At 70.3% G+C, this 19,155-nt stretch carries 15 protein-coding genes; 4 read left to right on the forward strand and 11 right to left on the reverse strand.

Features of this window, described 5'->3' with window-relative positions:
• Positions 1 to 72 precede the first annotated feature (72 nt).
• From PKE44_RS04355 to PKE44_RS04370, 4 genes are all read right to left on the reverse strand, one after another.
• Positions 73 to 345, reverse strand: a complete 273-nt coding sequence (locus PKE44_RS04355; protein WP_324548463.1) for a YkgJ family cysteine cluster protein — start codon at positions 343 to 345, stop codon at positions 73 to 75.
• Positions 342 to 2,291 carry an ATP-binding protein gene (locus PKE44_RS04360; RefSeq protein ID WP_324548464.1) on the reverse strand — a complete coding sequence of 650 codons (1,950 nt, stop codon included), beginning with the start codon at positions 2,289 to 2,291 and terminating at the stop codon, positions 342 to 344. The genes PKE44_RS04355 and PKE44_RS04360 overlap by 4 nt, the downstream gene beginning before the upstream one ends.
• Before the next feature lie 136 nt (positions 2,292 to 2,427).
• Positions 2,428 to 4,545 carry an EAL domain-containing protein gene (locus PKE44_RS04365; RefSeq protein ID WP_324548466.1) on the reverse strand — a complete coding sequence of 706 codons (2,118 nt, stop codon included), beginning with the start codon at positions 4,543 to 4,545 and terminating at the stop codon, positions 2,428 to 2,430.
• 89 nt (positions 4,546 to 4,634) lie between these two features.
• A complete protein-coding gene (locus tag PKE44_RS04370) occupies positions 4,635 to 5,393 on the reverse strand; it encodes a hypothetical protein (protein ID WP_324548467.1) in 759 nt (252 codons plus the stop codon).
• 212 nt (positions 5,394 to 5,605) lie between these two features.
• Here PKE44_RS04370 and PKE44_RS04375 point away from each other — a divergent pair, with 212 nt between their 5' ends.
• The gene (locus PKE44_RS04375) at positions 5,606 to 6,640 is read left to right on the forward strand and encodes a CDP-6-deoxy-delta-3,4-glucoseen reductase (RefSeq protein ID WP_324548468.1); all 1,035 of its coding nucleotides are present in this window, start codon (positions 5,606 to 5,608) and stop codon (positions 6,638 to 6,640) included.
• A gap of 22 nt (positions 6,641 to 6,662) precedes the next feature.
• Here PKE44_RS04375 and PKE44_RS04380 read toward each other — a convergent pair whose 3' ends face one another.
• The 7 genes from PKE44_RS04380 to PKE44_RS04410 form a co-directional block, all read right to left on the reverse strand.
• A complete protein-coding gene (locus tag PKE44_RS04380) occupies positions 6,663 to 7,217 on the reverse strand; it encodes a hypothetical protein (RefSeq protein ID WP_324548469.1) in 555 nt (184 codons plus the stop codon).
• Between the two features lie 44 nt (positions 7,218 to 7,261).
• On the reverse strand, positions 7,262 to 8,470 hold the full coding sequence (locus PKE44_RS04385; RefSeq protein ID WP_324548471.1) for an AAA family ATPase: 1,209 nt from the start codon (positions 8,468 to 8,470) through the stop codon (positions 7,262 to 7,264).
• Positions 8,471 to 8,632: 162 nt separating this feature from the next.
• The gene (locus PKE44_RS04390; RefSeq protein ID WP_324548472.1) at positions 8,633 to 9,388 is read right to left on the reverse strand and encodes a lysophospholipid acyltransferase family protein; all 756 of its coding nucleotides are present in this window, start codon (positions 9,386 to 9,388) and stop codon (positions 8,633 to 8,635) included.
• Positions 9,385 to 9,924, reverse strand: coding sequence for an HAD-IIIA family hydrolase (locus PKE44_RS04395; RefSeq protein ID WP_324548473.1), 540 nt, complete (start codon positions 9,922 to 9,924; stop codon positions 9,385 to 9,387). Before PKE44_RS04395 ends, PKE44_RS04390 begins: the two co-directional genes overlap by 4 nt.
• A gap of 197 nt (positions 9,925 to 10,121) precedes the next feature.
• Positions 10,122 to 12,212 carry a glycine--tRNA ligase subunit beta gene (gene glyS, locus PKE44_RS04400; RefSeq protein WP_324548474.1) on the reverse strand — a complete coding sequence of 697 codons (2,091 nt, stop codon included), beginning with the start codon at positions 12,210 to 12,212 and terminating at the stop codon, positions 10,122 to 10,124.
• 2 nt (positions 12,213 to 12,214) lie between these two features.
• Positions 12,215 to 13,144 (reverse strand): glycine--tRNA ligase subunit alpha, encoded by a 930-nt coding sequence (gene glyQ / locus PKE44_RS04405; RefSeq protein ID WP_324548475.1) that lies wholly within the window; start codon positions 13,142 to 13,144, stop codon positions 12,215 to 12,217.
• 176 nt (positions 13,145 to 13,320) lie between these two features.
• Positions 13,321 to 14,505 (reverse strand): patatin-like phospholipase family protein, encoded by a 1,185-nt coding sequence (locus PKE44_RS04410; protein ID WP_324548476.1) that lies wholly within the window; start codon positions 14,503 to 14,505, stop codon positions 13,321 to 13,323.
• A gap of 425 nt (positions 14,506 to 14,930) precedes the next feature.
• Between PKE44_RS04410 and glnA the strand changes: the two genes are divergently transcribed.
• The 3 genes from glnA to glnG all read left to right on the forward strand — a co-directional run bounded on the left by glnA (position 14,931) and on the right by glnG (position 19,155).
• Positions 14,931 to 16,340: a glutamate--ammonia ligase gene (gene glnA / locus PKE44_RS04415; protein WP_324548477.1), complete on the forward strand. Its 1,410-nt coding sequence runs from the start codon at positions 14,931 to 14,933 to the stop codon at positions 16,338 to 16,340.
• Between the two features lie 330 nt (positions 16,341 to 16,670).
• On the forward strand, positions 16,671 to 17,732 hold the full coding sequence (glnL, locus tag PKE44_RS04420) for a nitrogen regulation protein NR(II) (RefSeq protein WP_324548478.1): 1,062 nt from the start codon (positions 16,671 to 16,673) through the stop codon (positions 17,730 to 17,732).
• A gap of 13 nt (positions 17,733 to 17,745) precedes the next feature.
• The gene (gene glnG, locus PKE44_RS04425) at positions 17,746 to 19,155 is read left to right on the forward strand and encodes a nitrogen regulation protein NR(I) (RefSeq protein WP_324548479.1); all 1,410 of its coding nucleotides are present in this window, start codon (positions 17,746 to 17,748) and stop codon (positions 19,153 to 19,155) included.

The raw sequence follows: 19,155 nt of genomic DNA on the forward strand, positions 1-19,155 counted from the left end.
AGGGCGGTGCCGGGTGAAAGCGCTGCGGCATCGAGCGTGCAAGGCTTCTGATCATGAACCCGGCGCTGGCCATCACGGACCCTGACTGTCCAGGGGCCGTGTCAGCGCCTCCAGCCGCGCCAGCCGCAACAGCGCCTGCGCGCGGTCCGCGCCGCACATCGCCGCCTCCGGCCGCAGCGAGGTGCACACGGCCGGGCGCTCCGGCCGGCCGAACAGCCGGCAGCGTTGCTGATCATCGAGCTGCACGCAGCGCACGCCGGCCGGCTTGCCGACGGGCATGCCGGGGATCGGGCTGCTGATCGACGGCGCGATGCAGCAGGCGCCGCAGCCGGGGCGGCAGTTCATGCCGGCGGTGCGGCGGCGGGTTCCGCGTCGGGTGCGGCCGGGGCGATGCGCGGCACGATCAGCGTGAAGCAGGTGCCGATGCCGACGCGGCTCGCGACCTGCAGCCGGCCGCCGAGCAGGCCGTGCGCGAACTGGTGCGACAGGTGCAGGCCGAGGCCGGTGCCGCCGCGCCCGCGCCGGGTCGTGAAGAACGGATCGAAGATGCGCGGCAGATGCTCGGGCGGGATGCCGGAACCGTCGTCCTCGACCTCGATGCGCACCTCGGTCGCGTCTTCGGCCCCGGCACTCGCGCGCAGCCGGATCGTGCCGTGCGGGTGGTCGTGGAAGGCGTGGGCGAGGGCGTTGTCGATCAGGTTCTGCACGACCTGACCGAGCGGCCCGGGGTAGCTGTCGAAGTGCAGGCCGGCCGGAATGTCGGTCTCGATGCGGTGCGGCAGGTGCTTCAGGCGCGGGTGCAGCGTGCGCAGCATGTCCTCGACCAGCTCATCGAGCGTGAACTCGCGCCGCTCGGTGCTGGCGCGGTCGGTGGCGAGCTGCTTGAAGCTGCGGATCAGCGCCGCGGCGCGCTGCAGGTTGTCGGTGACGATGCCGCGTCCCTCGACGCCATGGGTGAGGAAGGCTTCGAGGTCGGATTTCTTCAGGCCGGATTTCAGCTGCCCGGCGAGCCTGACGGCCTCGCGATCGAGCGCCGAGACCGTCACCAGCGCCGCGCCGACCGGGGTGTTCAGCTCGTGCGCGACGCCGGCGACCATCAGGCCGAGCGAGGCGAGCTTCTCGGCCTGCACGAGTTCGGACTGCGTCCGCGTCAGACGGCTGAGCGTCGCGTGCAGCTCGGCATTGGTCTCGGCCAGCGCCTCGTTGGCCTGGGTCAGCGAGCGCGAGCGCTCGGCGAGCGCGGCCTGCGCCTGCTCGTTCTGGCGTGCCGCCTGCGCGAGGCGGATCGACACGAACAGCGCCAGTCCGAGCAGCAGCAGCGTCACGGCGCCGACTTCCCAGCGCGCCATGCGCTCCCGCGCCGCGAGCTGGTCCTCGGGCACGAAGGTGATGATCTTCCAGCGATCCTGCACGCGCGTCTCGCCGCGCAGGCGCAGGGACGGGCGGAAGGTGTCCCAGCTCCACAGGCCGCCTTCGGCGCGCAGGCTGCCGGCATCGCGCTGCTGCATCTGCGCCCAGACCGCCGGGGCCTGCCGGGCGAGCGTCAGCTCCGGCCGCTCCAGCTGGAAGCCGAAGCTCAGGCGCGGATCGCGGGCGACCAGCCAGTAGCCGTCGGTGTTGACGAGCATCGCGACCGTGCCGGTTTCGGTCGGCCGTGACAGCTGCGCCAGCACCGGTCCGGCCAGGTAGTTCATGACCAGCACGCCGCGCGGCGCGCCGCGCTCGTCGAACAGCGGCGTGGCCAGGCGCAGCATCGGCTTGTGCGGCAGCTCGATCGCGCCGCGCTCGACGTTGAGGTCGAGCGGTGACAGGTAGACCTCGCCGGGACGCAGGCCGATGGTGTCGCGGAAGTACGGCCGGTCGGCCTTCAGCTGCAGTTCGGCGGCCGGGATGGTGTACGGCTCGTCATCGCGCAGGTCGACGCGCACGCGCTCGCGGCCGGTCCGGTCCAGCCAGCGGATCTGGTCGTAGTCGCGGCTGGCGGCCGAGAAGGCGTGGAACAGCTCGGTCAGCCGCTGCAGGTGCCCGGGATCGGCACCGTCGTCGGCGATCGCCGCGAGCAGCGCGTCATGGTGCGCGAGGATGTCGATGTCGCGGCCGAGGTGTCCGAGCGCGGCCGCGAGCACCCGGCCGCCGCGCACGATCGCGCGCTCCTGTGCGGCTTCGAGCGGATCGAGCGCTGCGCGCTCCATGCGCTCCAGCGCAAAGCCTGCGACCAGCAGCGTCACCGCCGCCCACGGCAGGAAGCGCAGCAGCACGCGCTGCGGCCAGCTCCGCTCGCGGCGCTTCACGGACAGGCTCCCGGCGCGAGGGACACGGTGGTGGCGGCGGTGAGTATCCGGCAGTCCATGGCGTCGCCTCCCGGCGTTGCTGCAGCGCACCGGGCGGTGCGCGGACGGCATGCTGCCACAGCCGGGGGCCGCGCCGTCAGCCGGTCGGTGGCGTGCGCCGCGCCAGTGCCTCGCGCACCGTCGTGCGCAGGCGCTCCGGCGTCACCGGTTTTTCGAGGAACTTGTGGATGCCGCCCTCGTTGATGCTGCTGATCAGGCTCTGCAGCGAAGTCGAGCCGCTCAGCATGATCCGGCAGGCATTGGGGTACAGCGCGCGCGTGCGGCGCAGGAAGTCGGCGCCGTCCATCTCCGGCATGACCTGGTCGGAGACGATGACATCGACGCGGTTGCGCGCCAGCAGGTCGAGCGCCTCGCGGCCGCTGCGGGCGCTCAGCACGCGGCAGGCCTCGTTGCGCAGCACCGAGCAGCCGAAGGTCGTGAACACCGGATCGTCATCGACCAGCAGCACGGTCGGCGGCTCTTCGGTCTCGGCGCCGCCGAGGCCGTTGGCGAGGGCACGGCGGCCGGCGAGCAGCTCGGTCAGCTCCTCGGCCGGCAGCGGCCGGCTGAAGTAGAAGCCCTGCACCTCGTCGCAGCCGCGCTCGCTGAGGAAGTGGCGCTGTTCCTCGGTCTCGACGCCTTCGGCGATCACCGACTTGCGCAGGCTGTGCGCGAGGGCGATCACCGCCAGCGTGATCGCGGCGTCGTCGGGGTCGGTGGTGATGTCGCGCACGAAGCTGCGGTCGATCTTCAGCCGCTGGATGCGGAAGCGCTTGAGGTAGGCGAGCGAGGAATAGCCGGTGCCGAAGTCATCGAGCGCGAGCTGCACGCCCATGTCGTTCAGCGTGCCGATCATCGCCGCGGCGGCCTCGACATCGCGCATCAGCACCGATTCGGTGATCTCCAGCTCCAGCGCCGTCGCCGGCAGGCCGGTTTCGGCGAGCACGGCGGCGACGCGCTCGGCCAGATCGGGCTGCGCGAACTGCAGCGCCGACAGGTTCACGCACATGCGCAGCTCCGGCAGGCCGGCGTCGCGCCAGGCGCGGGCCTGCGCGCAGGCGGTGCGCAGCACCCAGTCGCCGATCGGCAGGATCAGCCCGGTCTCCTCGGCGAGCGGGATGAACTCCGCCGGCGAGACCATGCCGAGCTCCGGATGCCTCCAGCGCAGCAGCGCCTCGGTGCCGACGATGTGCCCGGTGCTCAGCTCGATCTGCGGCTGGTAGTGCAGCAGCAGCTCGCGGCCGTCGAGCGCGCGGCGCAGCTTGCCTTCGAGCCCGAGGCGCTCGGTCGCCCAGGTGTTCATCGCCGCCGCGTAGAACTGCGGCTCGTTGCGCGGGTGCTGGCGGGCGCGCTGCATCGCGGCGGCGGCGTGGCGCAGCAGCGTGTCGCAGTCGCTGCCGTCGCGCGGGAACACGGCGATGCCGATGCTGGCGTCCGGGTAGACCTCCTGGCCGGCGACGGTCAGCGGCGTGGTCACGGCCTCGCGCAGGCGTCCGGCGATCTGGCTGGCGCGCTCCTCGGCGACGAGTTCGTCGAGCACGATCACGAAGGTGTCGCCGGCCTGACGCGAGACGGTGTCGCCGGGGCGCACGACGCCGATCAGGCGCCGGGCGATCTGGCGCAGGAGCTCGTCGGTGGCCGTGTGGCCGAGCGTGTCGACCAGCTGCTTGAAGCGGATCAGGTCGAGACACAGCACGCCGACCAGCCGGCTGCGGCGGCGGGCGTGCGCGACCGCCATGTTCAGGCGGTCTTCGAGCAGGTTGCGGTTCGGCAGGCCGGTCAGCAGGTCGTGCGTGCTCTGGAAGCGCAGCTGCGCTTCGAGCGCGCGCCGCTCGGAGATGTCGCGGCAGATCGCGAGCAGGCACGGGCCGTCGCCGGTGGCGAGCGCGCCGAAGCGCACCTCGACCGGCAGTTCGCTGCCGTCGCTGCGGCGGTGGTGGGTCTCGATGGTCAGCGGCCCGGTCGCCAGCGCGGTAGTGAGCTCGGCGAGCCGGGCAGGGGGCTGCAGCGGGTCGAGCAGCGCATACGGGCGGCCGATCAGCTGCTCGCGCGCGTAGCCGAGGTTCTGGCAGCCATGGGCGTTGACGTCGGCGATGCAGCCGGCGGCGTCGATGACGATGAAGGTGTCGGTGGCCTGGTCGACGATCTGCCGCAGCCGCTGCTCCTGCATTGCCGCCTGGCCCTGCGCCGTGTTGCCCTGTCCGGAATCCGTCACGGTGTCCTCGCATGCGGAGCCATGCACCGGGCGTACCGGCGCGGCCTCCAGAGGCATGAGGGTAGCACCGCGAGCCGCCGGACCGGTCACTATGGTGGCATGCGTGACCGCTCGCCCGGCTGCGCTGCGCCCGGCAGATCGCCGAAGTGCCGGTGGCAGGCACGCGCACTCAGCATCACGTACATGTCGAACAGCGCGTAGAAGGTGCCGGCGAGCAGCGGCGGATTGACCGTCGCCAGCCCGAGGCCCGGCACCACCGGCTGCCAGCGCCAGTTGCCGAGGCCGGTGCCCCAGAGCTCCAGCGCCAGCGCCAGCAGCAGCATCAGCGCATAGGTCGGCCGCGAGCGCCCGAAGCGGTAGGCGAGCAGGAAGACCGCGCACAGCAGGCCGTCGAACGGCCCGATGCCGGTGAGGCTCGCCCACAGCGCCCAGGCGCCGGCGGCCAGCGGCACGGCGATCACCAGCCACTGCGGCAGCCGGCACGCCAGCGCCGGACCGAGCAGGAACAGCAGCACGTGGCCGGGCGGCACGAAGGCCGGCACGTTCAGGAACTGGTAGTCGTACCAGCCGAGCACCAGCGAGAAGAACAGCTCCGCGGCCAGTGCGAAGGCCGTGGCGATCACCAGCGTCCGCCGCCAGGCCGGCGTCATGCGCGCGAGCAGCACGAGCAGCAGCGCCCACACCGCGAGGCTGCCGAGCACCTGCCCGGTCATGCCGAATGCGGCATCGAGGGCCAGCGCCCCGAACAGCGTCACGAACACCAGCCCGAGCACGGGGCCGTCCCCGGGGGCGCACAGCGGGGCGCGGGCGAGGACGTGGCGGCGCAGGGCGGCGGTATCGGCGTGCATGGAGAGCGGATGGGGGCGGGCGGCAGGAGGTGTCAGCCTGCGTTGCCAGCGGGTTTGCGGCAAGCCGCACGTACGCCGGCGCTCCGCATCCGGATTTGCGCTGGCGCAAGGTCACGGCCTGCTGCAAGGTGCAGCATGGCCGCCATGGTGCGGTTCCGCACCGGCGCCGGATCGGCGAAGATGCGCGGCCTTTGGTGAGGCGGGGGTCGGGGATGGGGTTTCAGGTCAGTCTGCAGCCGGGCGGCAGCACGTTTGTGGTCGAGGCCGGCGAAGCGGTGCTCGACGCTGCGCTGCGTGCCGGTTGTCACATCCCGTACGGCTGCCGCGGCGGCAGCTGCGGCGCCTGCGCCGGGCGGCTGCTGTCCGGCGATTACCACTATCCGCAGGGCCTGCCGCCGGGGCTGTCGCCGCGCGAGGCCGAGACCGGGCGCGTGCTGCTCTGTCAGGCGCGGGCGCGCAGCGATCTCGTGTTCGAGCTGCACGAACTGCGCATGCCGCCCGGCATCGAGGTGCGCACGCTGCCGGCGCGCGTGGTGTCGATGCAGCGCCTCGCCGACGACGTGATGCGCCTGTACCTGAAGCTGCCGGCCAGCGAGAACTTCCGCTATCTGGCCGGCCAGTACGTCGACATCCTGCTGCGTGGCGGCGGCCGGCGCGGCTTCTCGATCGCCAACCGCCCGGGCGGTGAGGATTTCCTCGAACTGCACGTGCGCCTGGTGCCGGGCGGCGAGTTCACGACCCACGTGTTCGCCGAGATGAAGGAGCGCGCGATCCTGCGCCTGCAGGGGCCGCTCGGCACCTTCTTCGTGCGCGAGGACTCGTCGCGGCCACTGCTGATGATGGCCGGCGGCACCGGCTTCGCGCCGCTGAAGGCGATGATCGAGCAGATCTACGCCAGCGGACCGCACACGCGGCCGGTGCACCTGTACTGGGGCGCACGCCACCGCGCCGGGCTGTACCTGCACGAACTGGTCGAAGGCTGGATCGACGCCCGGCCGGGCCTGCGCTACACGCCGGTGCTGTCCGAGCCGCTGCCCGAAGACGACTGGCGCGGACGCACCGGCTGGGTGCACGAGGCGCTGGCCGCCGATTACCCGGACCTCTCGGGCTTCGATGTCTACATGAGCGGCCCGCCGGCGATGGTGCGCGCCGCGCGCGAGCGCTTCGCGCAGCAGGGCCTGCCCGACGGGCAGCTCTGCTTCGACGCCTTCGAGTTCGCGCACACCACGAGCGGCAACGGCGAGTGAGCAGCACAGCGGCGGCGGTGGGTTACAGCAAGCCCTGCCTGCGCAGTTCGTACCAGACGAACGGGCTGTGCCTGCGCAGGAAATCGGCGCTTACATCCCCTGCGAGATAGTCGCCGAAATGCGCGGTGCGCACACCACGACATTCGGCGTCGTCGAGTCGCAGGCGTCTGATGGTTGCCTCAGCGGCAGCGAACGTCACCGGCTCCCGCGCCTCCAGCACCGGATCCGGATAGATGCGGCCGCTCGTGAATTCGATGCAGAAGGTATCCGGCGCGAGCGTGAACGGATCAAGCACATCCTCGTGATCGCCTTTGCGGCCATTCAGCGTGTTGCAGACCAGCCGGTAGTTGCTCCATTCGTAGGCGAGTTGCGGGTGCGTTCGCTTCGGCCGGAAATGTTCGACCGTGCGTGCCCCCGTGACCGGCTCGATGTAGACGCCGAGGAAGGCGCAGATTCCGTCGTAGGCGGCGTGCAGGTGCACAAGGCAATGGCGCCAGTGGTCTTTCCACCTGAGCCCGCTCGGGGCGCTGTGGGTGATGCCTTGTCCAGCCAGGAAGGCGAGGCCGGGCTGGCGCACGCGTCTGTCAAAGTCCGCCGGTTCCGGCCGTGCGGCAACCGGAATCACAGCCAGCCCTGCCGTTCGCCGACGTAGCGCCAGCGCAGCCAGAACGGATCGGTGTCGCCGAGCACCTGCCGCAACCGTCGGTCGAGATCGCGTGCGCGTTCAGCATTGACGGCGGCATCGCCGGTCGCCATTACGTCGGCCGCGGCCTCGATCAGTTGTTCGGCCTCCAGCGAGCGTGCGCTCTTCAGACCGAACAGCTCGCTCGTCAGCCAGTTGTCGGCCTCGCCGCGACGGCGCCACGGCAGGGTTTGCAGCTCGACGCGCGCGGCGGCATCGGGAACGGGCACGAGTTCGAGGTCGAAGATACGGTCCCGCCGTTCGTCGAACAGCGGCTCCAGCGAGGCGAGGATCAGCGGCGAATGCGTCGCGGCGACGATCTGTACCTGCACATCGTCGCGCTGCAGCAGCGCGTTCATCACTTCCAGCACGGCGCGGAACACGCGCCGCTGCCAGCGCGGGTGCAGATGCCCTTCTATTTCGTCGATCAGGAAGACGATCTGCCGTGCCGGCTCCTGCCCGAGCAGTTCGCTCGCACGAACATGTTCCTGCCAGGTCCAGACCAGCAGATACGCCATCGCCAGCACGCGTTTCATGCCCGCAGATGCGTGCAGTACCGGAACGTCCTGGCCGTAAGGCATGCGGATCGTCGGGATGTCGCGGGCATCGTTCAGGTTGATGCGCACGAGCGGCCCTGGTACGAGCACCTCGTCAGGGCTGGGCGAGAGCGTTGCGAGGGCGCGGCACAACTGTTCGAAGTGTTCGCCGTTTTCCCTCTGCCAGCCGGCCCAGTCGGCGATCAGGCCGTTGCAGTAGTACCGCGGTTGAAACGCGAATAAACCCAATGGGTCGCTGTCGAGGGTTGACGCCGTATTCTGGATGTCCGGACCGCGAAGGCCGTTCCAGACCTCGCCGGGTTTGAACAGATACGCTGCCGGCCGCTCGCGTCCTTCCCCCCCATCCTCGCGACGCCAGTAGTTGCGTGCCGGATCCCAGACCGCGAAGCCGCCATCGACCTGTGCGTACAACACCAGGCCGGGATTGGCCGGGCGTCCGGGTTTGCCGCGCCACGCCTGCGCAAAGCGGTCGTAGCGGCTGACGTAGGTTGTGCGCTTCGCCCGGCCGTGGAACGAGAAGCCGATCTCTGCATCATGGAGGTGCGCCGGCTGCGGTCGTGCCGGCAGCCCGGTCCAGGTGCGCGACAGCACCCACCAGGCGATGTCGAGCAGAAAGCTTTTACCGAGACCGTTGTCGCCGGTGATCAGGTTCAGGCGATCTGCGAACACGGCTTCGAGTGCAGGTGCGGGGCCGACACCACTCAAGCGCAGGTATTCAAGCATCGATCGCTCCTGCCGACGGCCGGCTCTTGTCTAGGTATCTCGATTTGTTGGGGTCAACCGCGCCGGCGGCAGCGCTGCGACCGTGGTCTCGATCCAGCGTTCGGTCTCGGCGAGCACCTCCTTGGCGCTGCGCCCCGCGACCGCGATCGGCGCGCCGATCGTGATCTGCACGCGGCCCGGATACTTCAGGAAGCCGTTCTTCGGCCACAGCGTGCCGGCGTTGTGTGCGATCGGCAGCACCGGGTAGCCGGTGTGGGTCGCGAGCAGCGCGCCGCCGACGTGGTAGGTGCCGCGCTCGCCCGGGGCGATGCGCGTGCCTTCCGGGAAGACGATGATGCTGATGCCGTCGTCGAGCCGCGACTTGCCCTGCGCGAGCAGGCTCTTCATCGCTGCCGAGCGGCCGTTGCGCCGGTCGACCGCCACCGGCCGCGCCAGCGCCAGCGCCCAGCCGAAGAACGGCAGCCACAGCAGTTCGCGCTTCAGCACCCAGACCTGCGGCACCAGCAGCCGCTGCAGGTACAGGGTTTCCCAGGCCGACTGGTGCTTGCACATGACCACGAACGGCCCGCCGCGCAGGTGCCCGGCGCCGCTGAGCTGCACGTCGATGCCGCAGGTCAGCTTCAGCCAGCCGAGCGTCAGCCTCGCCCACTGGCTGATGAAGACGTAGCGCCAGCGAAACGGAAACGGCGCGGTCAGCAGCGACAGCGTTGACCAGATCACCGTGAGCGGCATGCGCCCGGCCTCAAACAGCGCCGAGCGCAGCCACAGCCCGATGCCGGCACTCATGCGTGGGCCTCGCGCCCGGCGGTGTCGAGCCAGACCTCGACGGCGGCGGCGAGGCTCGGGTAGTGCGCGACCTCGCTGTCCTCGTCGCTCGCCGGCTCGGTGGCGCTGATCAGCACCGGCGTGGCGCCGGCCGCGGCCGCGGCGCGCACGAAGGCACGCGAGCCGCCGACCGCGACCACGCCGGTCAGCGGCTGGCGCAGCCGCGCCGAGATGCAGTCGAACAGGCCCGGATTCGGCCAGCGCCACGGGTGGCGCGGATCGAGGCCGGGGTGCTCGAACACGGCGTCGAGACTGCCGCCGGCCTCCTGGATCTGCGCGATCATCGCGTTGTGGATCGCGTGCAGGGCTTCGAGCGTCATCAGGCCGCGATCGACGGCCGGTTCGTTGACGGCGATGACCAGATGCCAGCCGGCGTGGCAGAGGCGGGCGACGGCATCGAGCGCGCCGGGCAGCGCGCGCCAGGCGGCGGGTGTGGCAACACAGGGATCGACGCGCTCGTTGAGCACGCCGTCACGGTCGAGGATCAGCAGGGGCATGGTGGTGACGAGGCTTCGCAGACAATCAGATCGACTCAGGAACGCCGCGCCGGCTTCGGGACGCGGATCGGTATCACGGATCAGCCCGGGCAGGGGCCGTCACGGGTCATGCGGGCCGCCGGCGGCGACCGATGATGCTGCGCGCGCCGCCGGAGCCTGCCGTTGACCGGCGTCAGCTCCGGCGGCGCGATGCGGGCTCAGCCCTGCAGGCGCGACAGGTCGGCGACGCGCAGGAACAGGGCACCAAGCTCGTTCAGCAGCGCGAGGCGGTTGTCGCGCACCGCCGGGTCTTCGGCCATCACCAGCACGCCGTCGAAGAACGCATCGACCGGCGCCCGCAGCCCGGCCAGGCGTTCGAGCGCCTCGGCGTAGCGCCCGGCGTCCATCAGCGGCGTGACCTCGGCGGCCAGTCCGGCGAGCGCGGCGTGCAGGGCCTGCTCCGGGGCCTCGACCAGCAGCTCGACGCGCACCGCTTCCGGCAGCCGGCCCTCGACCTTGCGCAGGATGTTGCGGATGCGCTTGTTGGCGGCGGCGAGGCTTTCGGCCTCGGGCAGGCGGCGGAAGGCCGCGAGCGCGCGCAGCCGGCGGTCGAAGTCGAGCGGCCGGGTCGGGCGGCAGGCGGCGACGGCATCGAACTCGTCGGGCCGCACCGGCTCGCCGGCGCGCTCGGTGTAGAACGCGCGCAGCCGCTCGATCATGAAGTCGAACACCGCATCGACGGCCGCCGGGGCTGCCAGCGCCGCCGGGAAGGCCGCGGCGGCCCCGGTCAGCGTCGCGTGCAGGTCGATTTCCAGCCCGCCCTCGATGATCGTGCGCAGCGCCCCGAGCGCGGCGCGGCGCAGCGCGAACGGGTCCTTCGCGCCCGAGGGCGGCTGGCCGATCGCGAAGATGCCGACCAGCGTGTCGAGGCGATCGGCGAGCGCGACGATGCGGCCGGTGGCGCTGGTGGCGATGGCGTCGCCGGCGAAGCGCGGCCGGTACTGTTCCTCCAGGGCCTGCGCGAGTTCGGCCGCTTCGCCGTCGTGGGCGGCGTAGTAGCGGCCCATCGTGCCCTGCAGCTCCGGGAACTCGCCGACCATGTTCGTCATCAGGTCGCACTTGGCGAGCTGCGCGGCGCGGGCGGCGAGCGCGGCATCGGCGCCGAGCACGCCGGCGAGCGTCTGCGCCAGCTGCGCGACGCGTCCGGACTTGTCGTGCAGCGTGCCGAGCTTCTGCTGGAAGACGACGGTCTTGAGGCTCTCGACGTGGCTGTCGAGGCGGCGTTTGCGGTCCTGGTTCCAGAAGAACTCGGCGTCGCTGAAGCGCGGCCGGATCACGCGCTCGTTGCCGGCGCGCACCTGCGCCGGGTCGCGCGACTCGATGTTCATGATCGTGATGAAGTGCGGGAGCATGCGCCCCTGCGCATCGACGACCGGGAAGTACTTCTGGTTGTCCTGCATCGTCGAGATCAGCGCCTCGTTCGGCACCGCGAGGAAGCGCGGCTCGAAGCTGCCGACCAGCACGACCGGCCACTCGACCAGTGCCGTGACCTCGTCGAGCAGCTCGGGGCGGATCACCGCCTCACCGCCGAGGCCGGCCGCCGCGCGCACCGCCTGGTTGCGGATCGCCTCGCGCCGGCTGGCGAAATCGGCGAGCACGCGGCCCTGATCGGCGAGCAGCGGCGCATACGCGGCCGGCTTCGGGATCGCGATCGGCGCGGGATGGTGGAAGCGGTGACCGCGCGTCTCGCGCCCGGTCGGCAGGCCGAGGATCTCGCCGGGCACGACCTGCGTGCCGTGCAGCAGCACGATCCAGTGCGCCGGGCGCACGAATTCCTGCGTGCGTGCGCCCCAGCGCATGCGCTTGGGGATCGGCAGCGCCGCGAGCGCGGCCTCGACGATGCCGGGCAGCAGCTGCGCGAGCGGCGCGCCGGGCTCGGTGCTGACGTGCGCGAGCCACTCGCCCTTGTCGGTCGCCACGCGCGTCAGCGCCGCGACCTCGACGCCGCAGGAGCGCGCGAAGCCTTCGGTGGCCTTCGTCGGCCTGCCGTCCGGGCCGAAGGCGGCGCTCACCGCCGGACCGCGGCGCTCCAGCCGGCGCTCGGGCTGCTGCATCGGCAGCTCATGCACGAGCACGGCGAGGCGGCGCGGCGCGGCGTAGCGGTGCACGGCGCCGAAGTTCAGGCCGGCTTTGGCGAGGCCGTCGCGGATGCCGGCCTCGAAGGCTTCCGAGAGCGCCGGCAGGGCCTTCGGCGGCAGCTCCTCGGTGCCGATCTCGACCAGCAGATCGTTCGTCTCCACCTGCGACATGTTCAGGCTCCCGTTCCGGTCGTGGCCGTGATCGCTGCGGGGGTCCGGCACATCGGGAAGCCGAGCGCGGCGCGGGCATCGTGATAGGCCTGCGCGCAGGCGCGTGCGAGCGTGCGCACGCGCAGGATGAAGCGCTGGCGCTCGGTCACCGAGATCGCCTTGCGCGCATCGAGCAGATTGAAGGTGTGCGAGGCCTTGAGCATCTGCTCGTAGGCCGGCAGCGCCAGCCCGAGCGCGACCAGCCGCGCCGATTCGGATTCGCACTGGTCGAACTGCCGGAACAGCCAGGCGGTGTCGGCCTGCTCGAAGTTGTAGGTCGACTGCTCGACCTCGTTCTGGTGGAACACGTCGCCGTAGCTGATGCGTCCGAACGGGCCGTCGGTCCAGGTCAGGTCGTAGACGCTCTCGACGTTCTGCAGATACATCGCGATGCGTTCGAGACCGTAGGTGATCTCGCCGGTCACCGGCCGGCAGTCGAGGCCGCCGACCTGCTGGAAGTACGTGAACTGCGTGACTTCCATGCCGTTGAGCCAGACCTCCCAGCCGAGGCCCCAGGCGCCGAGCGTCGGCGATTCCCAGTTGTCCTCGACGAAGCGGATGTCGTGCACCAGCGGGTCGATGCCGAGGCGCGCGAGCGAGCCGAGGTAGAGGTCCTGGATGTCGTCCGGCGAGGGCTTGATGACGACCTGGAACTGGTAATAGTGCTGCAGCCGGTTCGGGTTCTCGCCGTAGCGGCCGTCGGTCGGGCGGCGCGAGGGCTGCACGTAGGCCGCCGCCCACGGTTCCGGTCCGACCGCCCGCAGCGTGGTCGCGGTGTGGAAGGTGCCGGCGCCCACTTCCATGTCGTAGGGCTGCAGCACCGCACAGCCCTGCTCGGCCCAGTATTCCTGCAGGGCCAGGATCAGGCCCTGAAACGTCGAAACATCGCGCACGCTGGCTTTCTCCGCTCGCTCGACAGCCCCCCGCGCCGGTGATCGCACCGGGGGCGGGGCCGGGGACGCGCGAGTATATCCGTTCATCCGTCCGAAGTTGGCGCAGGCGCACGGGCCGGGGCGGTTTCACGTGAAACCGCCCGCGTGGGAACGGCCGGCCCGTCGTGCAGCGGGCTTCAGGGCCGCAGCGTGGCGGCCGGATGTGCGAGGCCGAGCAGCGTGCAGAGGCGCTCGCGCGCGTCCTGTGCGTCGCGGTAGCCGAGCGCGATCAGCTCGCCGCAGAAGCCGCCTTCGAACAGCAGGTAGCTGATCAGCGGCCGGCCGCGTCCGCGCGTCGCGCCGAGGCTGTGCAGCAGGTAGCGCACCGAGCGCGGGAAGTGCGCTTCGTGGTGCGCGGCGATCAGGCGCACGTCGCGGCTCGGGAACACGGTGGCGATCTCGATCGGCCGCAGCGCCAGCTGCGCGCGGCGCTCGGGCGGGATCAGCGCCAGCGTGCGGTTGATGCGCCGCGCGCGCTCGATGTCGGCCGACAGTGCATCCATGAACAGCGTGTCGAGGATGTAGCCGGCGATCTGGCCCGGCGACGGGTATTCGAGGCGCAGGATCGGCCGGTCGGGTTCGTCCGGGGTCTCCTCGCGCACGCCGATCACCAGCAGCCGGTCGGCGCCGAGGTGCAGCGGCGCCGACAGCGGTGCGATCTGGCGCATCGAGCCGTCGCCGTACCAGTCGTAGCCGATGCGCACGGCCGGGAACACGAACGGGATCGCGCACGAGGCCATCAGGTGATCGAGCGTCAGCGGCCGCGGCATGCCGATGCGCCGCGTGCGCTGCCAGGGCCGCAGCCCCGCATGGCCCATGAAGAAGGTGATCGACTGCCCGGAGTTGTAGCCGGCGGCGCTGAGGCTGAACGCGTGCAGCGTGCCGTCCTCGATCGCCGTGCGCACCGCCGCGAAGTCGATGTGCCGGCCGAGCAGCGCGCGCAGCGGCCGGCTGTCGAGCAGCGAGCGCGGCGTCAGCCGCCCGAGGCCGCCGGCGGCGAGCGAGCCGGTCCACAGCAGTCCGCTGACGAGCGCTGCGCGCCAGTCGGTGCGGAACACATCGGAGCAGGCCAGCCTGCCCCACAGCCGGGAGAGTGCGTCGACACCGGCCGCGAAGGCGCCGGCGTGGCTTGCGAGCAGCGCGGCGTTGATGGCCCCGGCCGAGCTGCCGGAGATCACCGCGAACGGCGTCGGCGCGCCGGGCGGCAGCCATTCGGCGATCGCCTGCAGCACGCCGACCTGATACGCCGCGCGCGCGCCGCCGCCGGTCAGCAGCAGCCCGACCCGCGGCCGGTGCGGTGCGGCTGCGTGCGGTGCGTTCATGGGTTGCCGCGTCCGCGCCGTGCCGGGTGCTGCCGGCATTCGCGCTGCACTGCGACATGCCCATGTGGATAACCGGAGGGTTTATCCAGAAACTTATCCACAGATGGGGTCCGAACCTTGCCGGGATGCAATTTTTCCGGCAGCAGTGGCAACATACGCCGCCGCGGGATGCGCGCGAGGGGTGAAGCGCAACAAGCCGTCAATACCGCTCCCTGCCGGTGCGGATGCACTTCTTTTTGCACTGTTATCGTGCATCAGCCGGTCGTGGCGGTGCATGGCCCCCTGCCGGATGACCGGATCGGGTGCCTCGGCACGAGTGGCATGTATCGTGCTGAACCGATGCCTCGCCGAAAACTTCGTTTTCATGCTTTTTGTTGTTTTTGAATCGCTGAGTCAAAGCCCGTTCTCATCGCGGAGGAAACTAGATGTCTGCCGAAGACGTTCTGAGCAAGATCAAAGACGAAGGTATCAAGTTCGTGGACTTCCGCTTCACGGACACGCGCGGCAAGGAGCAGCACGTCACCGTCCCGGCGCACACCGTCGATGCGGACGTGTTCGAGAGCGGCAAGATGTTCGACGGCTCGTCGATCTCCGGCTGGAAGGGCATCAACGAGTCCGACATGATCCTCATGCCGGATCCGGAATCCGCCTTTGTCGATCCGTTCTTCGACGAACCGACGATCAACATCACCTGCGACGTCATCGAACCGGCGACGATGCAGGGCTACGAGCGTGATCCGCGCTCGGTGGCGCGCCGCGCCGAGGCCTACCTGCAGAGCACCGGCATCGCCGATACCGCGTACTTCGGCCCGGAGAACGAATTCTTCATTTTCGACGACGTGCGCTACTCGACCGAGATCGGCCGCGTCGGCTACCAGATCGACTCCGAAGAAGCCGCCTGGAACACCAACAAGCAGTACAGCGACGGCAACACCGGTCACCGTCCGGGCATCAAGGGCGGCTACTTCCCGGTGCCGCCGGTCGACAGCCTGCACGACATCCGCGCCGCGATGTGCCTGGCGCTCGCCGAGATCGGCCAGCGCGTCGAAGTGCACCACCACGAAGTCGCGACCGCCGGCCAGTGCGAGATCGGCGTCGGCTTCCACACGCTGGTGCGCAAGGCTGACGAAGTGCAGTCGCTGAAGTACATCATCCAGAACGTCGCGCACAATTACGGCAAGACGGCGACCTTCATGCCGAAGCCGCTGCACGGCGACAACGGCTCGGGCATGCACGTGCACCAGTCGCTGGCGAAGGACGGCAAGAACCTGTTCACCGGCGACCTGTACGGCGGCCTGTCGGAAATGGCGCTGTTCTACATCGGCGGCATCATCAAGCACGCCAAGGCGCTGAACGCGTTCACGAACGCCTCGACCAACAGCTACAAGCGCCTGGTGCCGCACTTCGAAGCCCCGGTCATGCTGGCCTACTCGGCCCGCAACCGCTCGGCGTCGATCCGCATCCCGTTCGTGTCGAATCCGAAGGGCCGCCGCATCGAGGTGCGCTTCCCGGATTCCACCGCCAATCCCTACCTGGCGTTCGCGGCGATGATGATGGCCGGTCTCGACGGCATCCAGAACAAGATCCATCCGGGCGAGGCCATGGACAAGGATCTGTACGACCTGCCGCCGGAAGAGGAAGCCCTGATCCCGCAGGTCTGCTTCAGCCTCGACCAGGCGCTGGCCGAGCTGGACAAGGACCGCGAGTTCCTGACCAAGGGCGGCGTGTTCACCGACGACCTGATCGATGCCTACATCGGCCTGAAGAATCAGGAAGTCCAGAAGGTGCGCATGATCCCGCACCCGGCCGAGCTCGAGCTGTACTACAGCCTCTGAGATCGCTCCGCTGACGGCCGCTGCACGCGGCCGCCCGGCGCCGGAACCCCGTGCCCTGCGGCACGGGGTTTTTTCTTGCCCGCAGCTGGCGGGCGCGATCGTGGCGCGGACCGCCCGGCTGCACGATCGTGCAGCAAAGGTTTGCACCGCCAGGATGCGCACCAAAGCGGTGCTGTGGTTGATGATGGTGCATCGCGTCCGGATCGCCGTGCGCCACTGCCCGCCGCTGGCGCGCTGCAACTGCGCGCCGGCCCAAAAAACCGGACGGGATTCCGGCGCTTGCACCCGGTTGGACCACTTCTTGCTAAACCCGACGGCATGTATCCGGAGATGACAGCCGTGGTGAGAACCGATTATCCGCGCCGCGTGACGGACAACCTGACGACCGGCGTCGTGGTCCTCGACCGTCATCTGCGCACGGTCTACATGAATCCGGCGGCCGAGATGCTGTTCGCGCTGTCCTTCCGGCAGGCGCTCGGCGCGCATTTCCGCGATCTGGCGATCGGGGCCGACAACCTCGAAGCCGGCATGCGCCGCTGCCTCGACAGCGGCCATCCGTACACCGAGCGCGAGCTGACGCTGACACTGCCCGGCGAGCACGTGATCACCGTCGACAGCTCGGTCACGCCGGTGGTCGAGCACGAGCAGATCCTCGAACTGCTGGTCGAGCTGCGTCAGGTCGACCGGCAGCTGCGCATCTCGCGCGAGGAGAACCTGATCGCGCAGCACACGACCACGCAGGTGCTGGTGCGCAACCTCGCCCACGAGATCAAGAATCCGCTCGGCGGCCTGCGCGGGGCCGCGCAACTGCTCGAACGCGAGCTGCCGGACGAGCGCCTGAAGGAATACACCCGCATCATCATCCACGAGGCCGACCGCCTGCGCGGCCTCGTCGATCGCATGCTCGGCCCGATGCACCCGCCGGCGCGCCAGGCCGTGAACCTGCACGAGGTGCTGGAGCGCGTGCGCACGCTGGTGGTCGCCGAAGGGCTCGGCAGCACCGAGATCGTGCGCGACTACGATCCGAGCATCCCGCCGCTGCAGGGTGACTTCGACCAGCTGGTGCAGGCGGTGCTCAACATCGTGCGCAACGCCTCGCAGGCGCTCGCCGGCACCGGCACGATCACGCTGCGCACGCGCGTGACGCGCCAGTGCACGATCGGCTCGCGCCGCTACAAGCTGGTCGCGCGCCTCGACATCGTCGACGACGGTCCCGGCATCCCGCCGGCGATCAAGGAACGCATCTTCTACCCGATGATCACCGGCCGCCCCGACGGCACCGGGCTCGGCCTGTCCATCGCCCAGGGACTGGTGAGCCAGCACGGCGGCCTGATCGAGTGCAACAGCGTGCCCGGCGACACCACCTTCACGTTGCTGCTGCCGCTGGAGTAAGCGAGAGCCCGCCATGGCCAGAAAAGAACACGTATGGGTCATCGACGACGACCATTCGATCCGCTGGGTGCTGGAAAAGGCCCTGAGCCGGGAGACGATGGCGGTTTCGGCCTTCGACAGCGGCAACGCCGCGCTCGCCGCGCTCGAACGCGGCAGCGCGCCGGATGCGATCGTCGCCGACATCCGCATGCCCGGCATCAACGGCCTCGAACTGCTGGCGCGGCTGCGCGAGCAGGTGCCGGACCTGCCGGTCATCATCATGACCGCGCACTCCGACCTCGACAGCGCCGTCGCCGCCTATCAGGGCGGTGCCTTCGAGTACCTGCCCAAGCCCTTCGATGTCGATGAAGCCGTCGCGCTGGTGCGCCGCGCCTGCGACCTGCGCCGCCAGCAGGCGGCCAGCGCCGATCACGGCGGACCGATGCCGGAGATCATCGGCGAGGCGCCGGCGATGCAGGAGGTGTTCCGCGCCATCGGCCGGCTGTCGCGCTCGAACATCACGGTGCTGATCAACGGCGAATCCGGCACCGGCAAGGAGCTGGTCGCCCGCGCGCTGCACCGGCACAGCCCGCGCGCCGAGCGGCCGTTCATTGCGCTGAACATGGCGGCGATCCCGCGCGATCTGCTCGAATCCGAGCTGTTCGGCCACGAGCGCGGCTCCTTCACCGGCGCGCAGGCCGCGCGTCAGGGCCGCTTCGAGCAGGCCGACGGCGGCACGCTGTTCCTCGACGAGATCGGCGACATGCCCTCGGAGCTGCAGACGCGGCTGCTGCGCGTGCTCGCCGAGGGCGAGTTCTACCGCGTCGGCGGTCACAGCCCGATCAAGGTCGATGTGCGCGTGATCGCCGCGACCCATCAGGACCTCGAGAACCGGGTGCGTCAGGGGCAGTTCCGCGAGGACCTGTTCCACCGGCTGAACGTCATCCGCATCCACCTGCCGCCGCTGCGCAAGCGCCGCGAGGACATCCCGCTGCTGATGGCGCACTTCCTGAAGCTCGCGGCGCGCGAACTCGACGTGGAGCCGAAGACGCTGCGCTCGGATGTCGAAGGCTTCCTGCAGCAGCTCGACTGGCCCGGCAACGTCCGCCAGCTCGAAAACCTGTGCCGCTGGCTGACGGTGATGGCCTCGGGCCGCGAAGTGCACATGGAGGACCTGCCGAGCGAGCTGAAGCTGACGCCGATCGGCGCGAGCGTCGGCGGCGAGGGCGGCGGCGACTGGCGTCAGGCGCTGTCGGACTGGGCCGCGGCGACGCTGATCCGCGGCGAGAGCGAGATCCTCAACACCGCGCTGCCGGAGTTCGAGCGCACGCTGATCAACGTCGCACTGAAGCACTCCGGCGGCCACCGCCAGGACGCCGCCCGGCTGCTCGGCTGGGGCCGCAACACGCTGACGCGCAAGATCAAGGAACTGAACATGGAATGA

It is taken from the genome of Plasticicumulans sp. (assembly GCF_035331805.1).
Lineage (GTDB): Bacteria > Pseudomonadota > Gammaproteobacteria > Competibacterales > Competibacteraceae > Plasticicumulans.

Excerpts from the sequence above, each read along its gene's own strand:
- PKE44_RS04355 (WP_324548463.1), bottom strand. The coding sequence starts at position 345 with ATGAACTGCCGCCCCGGCTGCGGCGCCTGCTGCATCGCGCCGTCGATC.
- PKE44_RS04370 (WP_324548467.1), bottom strand. The coding sequence starts at position 5,393 with ATGCACGCCGATACCGCCGCCCTGCGCCGCCACGTCCTCGCCCGCGCC.
- PKE44_RS04375 (WP_324548468.1), top strand. The coding sequence starts at position 5,606 with ATGGGGTTTCAGGTCAGTCTGCAGCCGGGCGGCAGCACGTTTGTGGTC.
- PKE44_RS04390 (WP_324548472.1), bottom strand. The coding sequence starts at position 9,388 with ATGAGTGCCGGCATCGGGCTGTGGCTGCGCTCGGCGCTGTTTGAGGCC.
- PKE44_RS04395 (WP_324548473.1), bottom strand. The coding sequence starts at position 9,924 with ATGCCCCTGCTGATCCTCGACCGTGACGGCGTGCTCAACGAGCGCGTC.
- glyS (WP_324548474.1), bottom strand. The coding sequence starts at position 12,212 with ATGTCGCAGGTGGAGACGAACGATCTGCTGGTCGAGATCGGCACCGAG.
- PKE44_RS04410 (WP_324548476.1), bottom strand. The coding sequence starts at position 14,505 with ATGAACGCACCGCACGCAGCCGCACCGCACCGGCCGCGGGTCGGGCTG.
- glnA (WP_324548477.1), top strand. The coding sequence starts at position 14,931 with ATGTCTGCCGAAGACGTTCTGAGCAAGATCAAAGACGAAGGTATCAAG.
- glnL (WP_324548478.1), top strand. The coding sequence starts at position 16,671 with ATGACAGCCGTGGTGAGAACCGATTATCCGCGCCGCGTGACGGACAAC.
- glnG (WP_324548479.1), top strand. The coding sequence starts at position 17,746 with ATGGCCAGAAAAGAACACGTATGGGTCATCGACGACGACCATTCGATC.